The sequence below is a fragment of the Streptococcus mitis genome (assembly GCF_001074635.1).
Taxonomy (GTDB): domain Bacteria; phylum Bacillota; class Bacilli; order Lactobacillales; family Streptococcaceae; genus Streptococcus; species Streptococcus mitis_E.
In genome coordinates, this window is the sequence record NZ_JUQO01000218.1 from 23201 (window position 1) to 33674 (window position 10474).

General features: G+C 41.1%; 10 protein-coding genes. 9 read left to right on the forward strand and 1 reads right to left on the reverse strand.

Annotated features, from left to right (window positions below):
• Positions 1-145: 145 nt before the first annotated feature.
• Complete coding sequence (locus ADI58_RS09235; RefSeq protein WP_049522385.1) at positions 146-862, reverse strand: GntR family transcriptional regulator; 717 nt, start codon at positions 860-862, stop codon at positions 146-148.
• Positions 863-1196: 334 nt separating this feature from the next.
• Here ADI58_RS09235 and ADI58_RS09240 point away from each other — a divergent pair, with 334 nt between their 5' ends.
• The 9 genes from ADI58_RS09240 (at position 1197) to ADI58_RS09280 (ending at position 10399) form a co-directional block, all read left to right on the forward strand.
• A complete protein-coding gene (locus ADI58_RS09240) occupies positions 1197-2984 on the forward strand; it encodes a glycoside hydrolase family 35 protein (protein WP_049522378.1) in 1788 nt (595 codons plus the stop codon).
• Positions 2981-3457 (forward strand): PTS sugar transporter subunit IIB, encoded by a 477-nt coding sequence (locus ADI58_RS09245; protein ID WP_049522379.1) that lies wholly within the window; start codon positions 2981-2983, stop codon positions 3455-3457. Before ADI58_RS09240 ends, ADI58_RS09245 begins: the two co-directional genes overlap by 4 nt.
• 26 nt (positions 3458-3483) lie before the next feature.
• Positions 3484-4389 (forward strand): PTS mannose/fructose/sorbose/N-acetylgalactosamine transporter subunit IIC, encoded by a 906-nt coding sequence (locus ADI58_RS09250; protein WP_049522380.1) that lies wholly within the window; start codon positions 3484-3486, stop codon positions 4387-4389.
• Positions 4376-5197: a PTS system mannose/fructose/sorbose family transporter subunit IID gene (locus ADI58_RS09255; protein ID WP_000185294.1), complete on the forward strand. Its 822-nt coding sequence runs from the start codon at positions 4376-4378 to the stop codon at positions 5195-5197. The genes ADI58_RS09250 and ADI58_RS09255 overlap by 14 nt, the downstream gene beginning before the upstream one ends.
• 3 nt (positions 5198-5200) lie before the next feature.
• On the forward strand, positions 5201-5605 hold the full coding sequence (locus tag ADI58_RS09260; RefSeq protein ID WP_080982531.1) for a PTS sugar transporter subunit IIA: 405 nt from the start codon (positions 5201-5203) through the stop codon (positions 5603-5605).
• A 100-nt stretch (positions 5606-5705) separates the two neighbouring features.
• The gene (locus tag ADI58_RS09265) at positions 5706-6872 is read left to right on the forward strand and encodes an SIS domain-containing protein (RefSeq protein ID WP_049522381.1); all 1167 of its coding nucleotides are present in this window, start codon (positions 5706-5708) and stop codon (positions 6870-6872) included.
• Positions 6873-6987: 115 nt separating this feature from the next.
• Positions 6988-8025: an aldose epimerase family protein gene (locus ADI58_RS09270; protein ID WP_049522382.1), complete on the forward strand. Its 1038-nt coding sequence runs from the start codon at positions 6988-6990 to the stop codon at positions 8023-8025.
• 136 nt (positions 8026-8161) lie between these two features.
• Positions 8162-9349, forward strand: a complete 1188-nt coding sequence (locus tag ADI58_RS09275; protein ID WP_049522383.1) for a CAP domain-containing protein — start codon at positions 8162-8164, stop codon at positions 9347-9349.
• 195 nt (positions 9350-9544) lie between these two features.
• Positions 9545-10399: a VOC family protein gene (locus tag ADI58_RS09280; RefSeq protein WP_049522384.1), complete on the forward strand. Its 855-nt coding sequence runs from the start codon at positions 9545-9547 to the stop codon at positions 10397-10399.
• The last annotated feature ends 75 nt before the right edge of the window (positions 10400-10474 follow it).

The window sequence follows — 10474 nt, forward strand, 5'->3', positions numbered from 1 at the left end:
AAAGCTTTTTTGCTAAAAAGATTCCCTATATTTTAGTAAAATTTAAACAAATTTAATCGATCTTCATTGACATATAGAAAATACATTTTTAATGTCATATAATAAGTATAGAAAAAGCCCAAGCGATTAGGCTTAGGCTTTTTTCTTAGTGATCACGGTCACATGAGATGAATTTAATCTTGTAGTAATCAGATCGTTTGTAGGTTTCACTATATTCCAAAACTTGACCAGTAGATTCGAGTTTCGTAATCTTGGTCTGAAGGACAGTAGGAAATTGATCATTGATTCCTAGGATGGAAACCACGTGTTCTGGAGTTGGAAATGCTATTTCATTGATTTCTTCAAAATGTTCATCATTCATGTGAATGTGGTAATCCAATTTGAAACGGCTATAGATAGAGCTATAGTATTCAAGGTTTGGATAATTTGCGTTGATGTATTGTTCTGGGATGTAAGATGTATGGTAAATGTATACAACACCGTTTGATTTACGTACGCGCTCAATCTTATAGTAGAATTGGTCACCACGTAATCCAAGTTTTTCTAAGTAGCTTAGTTTATTTCCGCGTTCAATAGAAAGGACGGTCACTTTATCATCTTTAGTTTCAAAAACTTCTACATCTGAAAACTCTACGAGTTTGTGTTTGCGTGCACGTGAAACGAATGTACCCTTTCCTTGTTGACGGACAATATAGCCATCCTTGGCAAGGTCGTTTAAGGCGCGGACAACTGTGATAGAACTCACATCATACATAGCGATCAATTCAGCTTCAGTGTAAAATTTATCTCCACTGGCGAATTGACCAGAGATGATTTTGTTCTTTAATTCGTCTTTTATATATTGATATTTAGGAATTGCCATATTTTCACCTCGATTTTCCTTCTCCATAAAAGATTTTACCATAAAAAAGAAAAGAATAGTAGTCTTTTGAATAAAAAATTAAAATAATAGGCTAAAAGGTTAATTTACATCTAAATAATCAGGATTTTATACATTTTTATACAAGGTTTTTTAGCAAAAAATAGCGAAGTGCTCGGGCTTATACGATTTTATAAGTATTTTGCCTAAAAGTTAGTAAAAAAATAGAAAAATTTTAAATAATCTAGTTAAGACTATTGACAAACATGAATAATTGCGCTATATTTAATATAACAATAAATGAAAGCGCAAACTTTTGCAATCAAAAGGTAGTTTTATGACACGATTTGAGATACGAGACGATTTCTATTTAGATGGGAAACCGTTCAAGATTTTGTCCGGCGCCATTCATTATTTTAGGGTTCCTCCAGAGGATTGGTATCATTCGCTCTATAACTTGAAGGCTCTTGGTTTTAATACCGTAGAGACTTATGTAGCTTGGAATTTACACGAGCCTCGTGAGGGTGAGTTTCACTTTGAAGGAGCTCTGGATTTGGAGCGGTTTCTTCAGACAGCACAAGATTTGGGTCTCTACGCTATCGTTCGTCCGTCACCCTTCATCTGTGCGGAATGGGAATTCGGTGGTTTACCAGCTTGGCTCTTAACCAAAGACATGAGGATTCGTTCCTCAGATCCAGCCTATATTGAGGCTGTCGGTCGCTACTATGACCAGCTCTTGTCACGATTGGTTCCACATTTGTTGGACAATGGTGGAAATATCCTCATGATGCAGGTTGAAAATGAGTATGGTTCTTATGGAGAAGATAAGGCTTATCTGAGAGCCATTCGACAGCTGATGGAAGAGCGTGGTGTAACTTGTTCCCTCTTTACATCAGATGGTCCATGGAGAGCTACTCTGAAAGCTGGAACCTTAATCGAAGATGACCTCTTTGTGACAGGGAACTTTGGTTCTAAGGCACCTTATAACTTTTCACAGATGCAGGAATTCTTTGATGAGCATGGTAAGAAATGGCCACTCATGTGTATGGAGTTCTGGGATGGCTGGTTCAATCGTTGGAAAGAACCGATTATCACACGGGATCCAAAAGAATTAGCAGATGCAGTTCGAGAAGTTTTGGAGCAAGGCTCTATCAATCTTTACATGTTCCACGGTGGTACAAACTTTGGATTCATGAATGGTTGCTCGGCTCGAGGAACTTTGGACCTGCCACAAGTTACGTCTTATGATTACGATGCGCTTCTGGATGAAGAAGGAAATCCAACTGCCAAATACTTGGCAGTCAAGAAGATGATGGCAACACATTTTCCAGAGTACCCGCAGTTGGAGCCACTCTACAAAGAGAGTATGGAGTTGGACGCGATTCCACTAGTTGAAAAAGTTTCTTTGTTTGAAACCTTAGATAGCTTGTCAAGTCCAGTAGAAAGCCTCTATCCTAAAAAGATGGAGGAGTTGGGACAAAGCTATGGCTACCTACTCTATCGAACAGAAACAAACTGGGATGCAGAAGAAGAAAGACTTCGTATCATTGATGGTCGAGATAGGGCCCAGCTGTATGTCGATGGTCAGTGGGTTAAAACCCAATATCAGACAGAGATTGGGGAAGATATTTTCTATCAAGGCGAAAAGAAAGCGTTATCTAGGATTGATATATTGATAGAAAATATGGGGCGTGTCAACTATGGGCATAAGTTCTTAGCGGATACGCAACGTAAGGGAATTCGGACAGGGGTTTGTAAGGATTTGCACTTCTTACTAAACTGGAAACACTATCCACTCCCGCTAGAAAATCCTGAGAAAATTGATTTTTCAAAAGGATGGACTCAAGGACAACCAGCCTTTTACGCTTATGACTTTACAGTCCAAGAGCCAAAAGATACTTACCTAGACTTATCTGAGTTTGGTAAGGGAGTTGCCTTTGTCAATGGGCAGAATCTAGGACGTTTTTGGAACGTCGGCCCGACCCTCTCACTTTATATCCCTCATAGCTATCTCAAGGAAGGTGATAACCGCATCATCATCTTTGAAACAGAAGGTGAATATAAAGAAGAGATTTATTTAACTCGTAAACCTACACTAAAACACATAAAGGGGGAAAACTTATGACAATTGTAGGATGCCGTATCGATGGACGTTTGATCCACGGACAAGTAGCCAATCTTTGGGCTGGAAAACTAAATGTTTCACGTATTATGGTTGTAGATAACGAAGTTGTCAACAATGACGTTGAAAAGAGTGGTTTGAAACTTGCGACACCACCAGGTGTGAAATTGAGTATTTTGCCAATTGAAAAAGCGGCAGCCAATATTCTTGCTGGAAAATACGATAGCCAACGTCTCTTTATCGTGGCTCGCAAACCAGACCGCTTCCTTGGTTTGGTTGAAGCAGGTGTACCAATTGAAACCCTTAATGTTGGGAATATGTCTCAAACACCAGAAACTCGCCCCATCACACGTTCTATCAACGTAGTGGACAAGGATGTGGAAGACTTCCACAAACTGGCAGAAAAAGGTGTTAAACTTACTGCTCAAATGGTTCCAAATGATCCAATTTCAGACTTTTTGAGCTTATTAAAATAGGAAAAAATTTTTAGGAGGTCATTGTTATGATACAATGGTGGCAAATTTTACTTCTCACTTTGTACTCAGCTTATCAAATCTGTGATGAGTTGACGATCGTTTCATCTGCAGGTTCCCCTGTATTTGCTGGTTTCATTACTGGTTTAATCATGGGAGATGTGACTACCGGTCTACTTATCGGTGGTAACTTGCAACTATTCGTTCTTGGGGTTGGTACCTTCGGTGGTGCTTCTCGTATCGACGCAACTTCTGGTGCGGTTCTTGCGACAGCCTTCTCTGTTTCACAAGGAATTGATACAGCACTTGCGATTACAACAATCGCTGTGCCAGTAGCAACTCTCTTGACATACTTCGACGTTCTTGGACGTATGACAACTACTTTCTTTGCTCACCGTGTGGATGCTGCAATCGAACGCTTTGACTATAAAGGTATTGAACGCAACTACCTACTTGGTGCGATTCCTTGGGCTCTATCTCGTGCCCTTCCAGTCTTCTTTGCGCTTGCTTTTGGTGGTGAATTTGTACAACACGTAGTAGACTTCGTTACAAAATACCAATGGGTTGCAGATGGTTTGACACTCGCAGGACGTATGCTTCCAGGTCTTGGATTTGCAATCTTGCTTCGTTACCTTCCAGTTAAACGTAACCTTCACTACCTTGCAATGGGATTTGGTTTGACAGCTATGTTAACTGTTCTTTACTCATATGTAACAGGTCTTGGTGGCGCTGTTGCAGGTGTTATCGGCACTCTACCGAAAGATGTGGCTGAAAAAATTGGTTTCGTGAACAACTTCAAAGGTTTGTCTATGATTGGTATCTCTATCGTAGGTATCTTCCTTGCAGTGCTTCACTTCAAAAATAGCCAAAAAGTAGCTGTAGCAGCACCTTCTACACCATCAGAAAGTGGGGAAATCGAAGATGACGAATTCTAATTATAAACTTACAAAAGAAGATTTTAACCAAATCAACAAACGTAGCTTGTTTACTTTCCAATTAGGTTGGAACTACGAACGTATGCAAGCTTCTGGTTACCTTTACATGATCTTGCCTCAATTGCGTAAAATGTATGGGGATGGAACTCCTGAATTGAAAGAAATGATGAAAGTTCATACTCAATTCTTCAATACTTCACCATTCTTCCACACCATTATCGCTGGTTTTGACCTTGCCATGGAAGAAAAAGATGGTGTAGGTTCAAAAGATGCCGTTAATGGTATCAAGACAGGTTTGATGGGACCATTCGCTCCTCTTGGAGATACAATCTTTGGTTCACTTGTACCTGCTATCATGGGATCTATCGCAGCAACTATGGCTATCGGTGGTCAACCTTGGGGTATCTTCCTTTGGATTGCAGTTGCAGTAGCGTATGATATCTTCCGTTGGAAACAGTTGGAATTTGCCTACAAAGAAGGGGTTAACCTTATCAACAACATGCAAAGTACCTTGACAGCTTTGATTGACGCTGCATCTGTACTTGGTGTCTTCATGATGGGTGCTCTTGTAGCAACAATGATCAACTTTGAAATTTCTTACAAATGGGCAATCGGTGAGAAGATGATTGACTTCCAAGACATCTTGAACCAAATCTTCCCACGCTTGCTTCCAGCAATCTTTACTGCCTTTATCTTCTGGTTGCTTGGTAAGAAAGGTATGAACTCTACTAAAGCTATCGGTATTATTATCGTACTTGCTTTGGCTCTTTCTGCCTTTGGTAAATTTGTACTTGGAATGGGCGCATAATTTATGACGCAATCATTAATTTTGGTGAGCCATGGTCGCTTCTGTGAGGAGCTTAAAGGTAGCACAGAAATGATCATGGGCCCACAAGACAACATTTACACAGTAGCTCTTCTTCCAGAAGATGGCCCAGAAGACTTTACTGCAAAATTTGAAGCTGCTATTGAAGGATTAGATGATTTCCTAGTCTTTGCGGATCTTCTCGGTGGGACACCATGTAATGTGGTAAGCCGTTTGATCATGGAAGGTCGTGACATCGAACTTTATGCTGGGATGAATCTTCCAATGGTGATTGAATTTATCAATGCGAGCCTTACAGGCGCAGATGCGGATTATAAGAACCGTGCTGCAGAAAGCATTGTGAAAGTCAATGACCTGTTAGCGGGCTTCGATGATGACGAAGATGAATAAGATGTGACTTAGAACATCTTATTTAGAGCATCTTATATAGAATATACATGGGAATGGGGCTTACTCCCATTCCCATATTTAATAGAAAAAGAGGAACTCAATGCTACATTATACAAAAGAAGACTTGCTCGAATTGGGTGCAGAGATCACTACACGTGAAATCTACCAACAGCCTGATGTATGGAAAGAAGCTTTTGAAGCTTATCAAGAAAAACGTGAAGAAATTGCAGCCTTCCTACAAGGAATTGCTGATAAACATGACTATATCAAGGTTATCTTGACAGGTGCTGGGACTTCTGCTTATGTGGGAGACACCTTGGTACATTACTTTAAGGAAGTCTATGACGAACGCAAGTGGAATTTCAATGCTATTGCGACCACAGATATCGTTGCCAATCCAGAAACTTATTTGAAAAAAGATGTGGTAACTGTCCTTGTATCTTTCGCTCGTAGTGGAAATTCACCTGAAAGTGTGGCGACTGTTGATTTGGCCAAGGATTTGGTGGATGAGCTTTATCAAGTGACGATTACTTGCGCAGCAGATGGTAAATTGGCTCTTCAAGCTCATGGAGATGACCGCAATCTCTTGCTTTTGCAACCAGCTGCCTCTAATGATGCTGGCTTTGCCATGACTTCTAGCTTTACCTCTATGATGTTGACAGCTCTTTTGGTCTTTGATCCTACAGAATTTGCTGTGAAAGCTGAACGTTTTGAAGTTGTGTCTAGTCTTGCCCGTAAAGTTTTAGACAATGCAGAAGATGTCAAAGAGCTTGTTGATTTAGACTTTAACCGTGTCATCTACCTTGGTGCGGGTCCTTACTTTGGACTTGCTCATGAAGCTCAGCTCAAGATTTTAGAATTGACAGCTGGCCAAGTGGCGACCATGTATGAAAGCCCAGTTGGCTTCCGTCACGGTCCAAAATCTCTTATCAACGAAGATACAGTTGTTTTGGTCTTTGGTACAACGACAGACTACACTCGCAAGTACGACTTGGACTTGGTTCGTGAAGTTGCTGGTGATCAGATTGCTCGTCGTGTTGTGCTTTTGAGTGATCAAGCCTTTGGTCTTGAAAATGTCAAAGAAGTTGCCCTTGGTTGTGGCGGTGTCTTGAATGATATTTACCGTGTCTTCCCTTACATCGTATATGCTCAACTCTTTGCCCTATTGACTTCACTCAGGGTAGAAAATAAACCAGATACACCGTCTCCTACAGGTACAGTAAACCGTGTGGTACAAGGTGTTATCATCCACGAATATCAAAAGTAAGACAGTGTTTATGAATTCTTGACAAGAGGATTTGTATATCATCAGGCAAACCATAGATTGTCAGTAAACTTTCTATGGTTTGTTTGCTTGAGAGAAATAGTAAAAGGAGAACAGAATGAAAGCATACACAGAGCGTGTATTTGGAAGTGTTGAGGGCAAGGATGTCTTGGCCTATCGCTTTGAAACTGACGGTGGCTACCAGCTTGAGGTTATGGCTTATGGCGCGACCATCCTGCGCTATGTCACACCTGACAAGGATGGAAATTTTGCCAATGTTATCTTGGGATTTGATGACTTTGACAGCTATGTAGGTAATAGTCCCAAGCATGGAGCTAGCGTAGGTCCTGTGGCGGGCCGTATTGCAGGTGCGACATTTGAGCTTAATGGCAAGAACTATGACCTTGAAGTCAACAATGCTAGCAATTGTAACCACAGTGGTTCAACTGGTTGGGATTCGAGCTTGTTTGAACTAGTTGAAGTGAGCGACTATGGTCTGACCCTCTACACAGAGCGTACAGATGGGACAGGGGGATTTCCTGGAAATCTCAAGATTTGGATTAGTTACCACTTGGAAGAAACTGGTGCCTACGAAATCAGCTACAAGGTAACGACCGATCAGGATACGCTGGTCAATCCGACCAACCACAGCTACTTCAACTTGTCTGGTGATTTCACGCAGACGATTGACCGTCATGTCTTCCAACTAAATACAGAGGGCATTTACCCAATCGCTCTCGACGGTGTTCCTGCCAAAACTCCAGAAGCCAACCGTGATGTGGTCAAACACATCTACAATGGTGCCTTGTTGAAAGATATCTTTGCAGAAGAAGATGAGCAAATCCAGTTGGTATCTGGCTTAGATCATCCATTTGCCCTTCCTGCAGGTCATGACAATGCTGGATTCCTTTATGACCAAAACTCAGGTCGCTTCCTGCTTTTCAAGACAGAGGCTCCTTGCTTTGTGGTCTACACAGCAAACTTTGTGGATGAGAGTGTCATCATAGGAGGTCAGCCAATGGTACAGCACAATGGGATTGCCCTTGAAGCGCAGGATTTACCAGATGCCATTCACAGCGACCTCAAAGACCAAGTCATTCTTAAAGCCGGTCAAACCTTTACAAGCAAGACACGTTATGAGCTTGTTGTGAAATAAAAGGATAGGAATTTCTACTTTTTGGGGAATAGTATTTACCTTATAACATTAGTAGAAATGGGCAAAGAATAGGAAAATATGATATAATTTAATATTGAAAATACCTATCCTGTCTAAAGGATAAAAGGAGAAAAAAATGAAGAAAATTGTATTTGCTAGTGCCTTGGCTTTGACCTTGGCAGGAGCAGTTTTGACAAATGATGTTTTTGCGAATGACAGATTGGTGGCAACGCAATCTGCTGATGGTAATGTATTGACCTCAGAGGTGCTAAAACCTTCTAGTGGCAATGTTTTGGTTGGAATCAAAGGAGAATTTGTGGCTCCTCATCAACAATCTATTTTGGATGCCATTAATGCTATTCGTAAAGAAGCAGCGGATGAAGGTTTGGTAGATAAGTATGTCCCTATCAAATGGTCAACTGACCTAGAAAAGGCAGCTTTTGTCAGAGCTACAGAAGCATCTGTGACTATGAAGCACGATCGTCTTTCTAGCAAAGATCTTTGGAGTGCCTTTCCAACTTCTAATAGTATAATGGGAGAAAATTTGGCATGGAATCATGACGGTTTTCTAAAAGCTATTGAACAATGGCGTTCTGAAAAAGCAGATTATGTGCAGAAAAAAAATAGTGGTTCAGACAACGGGAAATCTGGTCACTATGAGTCGCTAATTAACCCTAAATTTACACACATGGGGATGGCAGCTTTTAAAAATCCTAACAATCCATACAAAGCTATTACAATTGCTCAAACTCTAGGTGATGATGCTTCTTCAGAGGAATTGGCTGGTGGATATGGTTCTGCTGTTCAGTATACAGAAGTGACTGCCTCAAACCTTTCAACAGTTAAAACTAAAGCTACGGTTGAAGAAAAACCACTGAAAGATTTTAGAGCGTCTACGTCTGATCAGTCTGGTTGGGTGCAATCTAATGGCAAATGGTATTTTTATGAGTCTGGTGATGTGAAGACAGGCTGGGTGAAAACAGATGGTAAATGGTACTATTTGAATGACTTAGGTATCATGCAGACTGGATTTGTAAAAGTTTCTGGTAGCTGGTATTACTTGAGCAATTCAGGTGCTATGTTTACAGGCTGGGGAACAGATGGTAGCAGATGGTTCTACTTTGACGGCTCAGGAGCTATGAAGACAGGCTGGTACAAGGAAAATGGCACTTGGTATTACCTTGACGAAGCAGGTATCATGAAGACAGGTTGGTTTAAAGTCGGACCACACTGGTATTATGCCTACGGTTCAGGAGCTTTGGCTGTGAGCACAACAACACCAGATGGTTACCGTGTAAATGGTAATGGTGAATGGGTAAACTAGGCTGAAAATGTCAGGCCATAGGTAAAGTATTCATCTTACTTAGCAAAAAGAATGAACGATAAGAAAGAGGTTGATGGCAGACATTGACCTCTTTTTGTTAGAATATAGGCTTCAAGTTGTCTGGCTTGACTTTCTTGGTGGAAATTATATAATAGATGTAATAAAATTGATTACAACTAGAAAAGAGAACCATTTATGACCTATGAATACAAGAGCCACATTTATTTAGCAGAGGCAGTTTTAAATGTAAAGGATTTGGTCAGTCAAACAGCCTTTTATCAGCAAATCATTGGTTTAGAAATCTTATCTCAAACTGAGACAGAGGTCGTTCTGGGACTTGGAGGAAAAGCCTTGGTACACTTGATTCAAACACAAAAGAGCGGTGAAGTAAGGGAACATTATGGCCTTTACCATCTGGCTATTCTCTTGCCGACACGCAAGGCTTTGGCTGATGTCTTGAAACACCTGACGGATTTGCAGATTCCTCTTGTCGGCGGTGCAGACCACGGTTACAGTGAGGCCCTTTATTTGGAGGATTTGGAGGGAAATGGCATTGAACTCTATCGAGATAAGCCGGTTTCCACATGGGATATTCGAGAAGATGGATGCATTATCGGAGTGACGGAGGCTCTTGCAGCACAGGATATCTATGAGTTGGGGGAAAGAGTAGAGCCCTTTACTTTAGCAGAGGGTACGAGAATGGGGCATATTCATCTTTCCGTCAAGGATAGTCGAAAGTCCAGCCAGTTTTATCAAAAGGTGTTAGGGCTAGAGGATAAATTCAGTGTGCCTAGTGCTAGTTGGATTGCAGCTGGAGGCTACCATCATCATTTAGCAGTCAACGAATGGGGAGGAAAAGGCCTAGTTCCGGGTAAGCAAGGCTTGCCAGGTTTGGCCTACTATGTCATCGAAGTCGCACATAAAGAAGAACTGTTAACGATTGGGAAACGAGTACAAGAAGTTGATGCACCAATCAAGTGGCTGACATCAAGCCAGTTGGAAGTGACAGATCCAGACGGAATCGTGACCCGTATTCGCTTAGCTAGATAGGATGTGATAAAGACAAGCATCTAATACTCAATGAAAATCAAAGAGCAAACTAGGAAACTAGCCGCAGGCTGTACT

Excerpts from the sequence above, each read along its gene's own strand:
- ADI58_RS09235 (WP_049522385.1), bottom strand. The coding sequence starts at position 862 with ATGGCAATTCCTAAATATCAATATATAAAAGACGAATTAAAGAACAAA.
- ADI58_RS09240 (WP_049522378.1), top strand. The coding sequence starts at position 1,197 with ATGACACGATTTGAGATACGAGACGATTTCTATTTAGATGGGAAACCG.
- ADI58_RS09245 (WP_049522379.1), top strand. The coding sequence starts at position 2,981 with ATGACAATTGTAGGATGCCGTATCGATGGACGTTTGATCCACGGACAA.
- ADI58_RS09250 (WP_049522380.1), top strand. The coding sequence starts at position 3,484 with ATGATACAATGGTGGCAAATTTTACTTCTCACTTTGTACTCAGCTTAT.
- ADI58_RS09255 (WP_000185294.1), top strand. The coding sequence starts at position 4,376 with ATGACGAATTCTAATTATAAACTTACAAAAGAAGATTTTAACCAAATC.
- ADI58_RS09260 (WP_080982531.1), top strand. The coding sequence starts at position 5,201 with ATGACGCAATCATTAATTTTGGTGAGCCATGGTCGCTTCTGTGAGGAG.
- ADI58_RS09265 (WP_049522381.1), top strand. The coding sequence starts at position 5,706 with ATGCTACATTATACAAAAGAAGACTTGCTCGAATTGGGTGCAGAGATC.
- ADI58_RS09270 (WP_049522382.1), top strand. The coding sequence starts at position 6,988 with ATGAAAGCATACACAGAGCGTGTATTTGGAAGTGTTGAGGGCAAGGAT.
- ADI58_RS09275 (WP_049522383.1), top strand. The coding sequence starts at position 8,162 with ATGAAGAAAATTGTATTTGCTAGTGCCTTGGCTTTGACCTTGGCAGGA.
- ADI58_RS09280 (WP_049522384.1), top strand. The coding sequence starts at position 9,545 with ATGACCTATGAATACAAGAGCCACATTTATTTAGCAGAGGCAGTTTTA.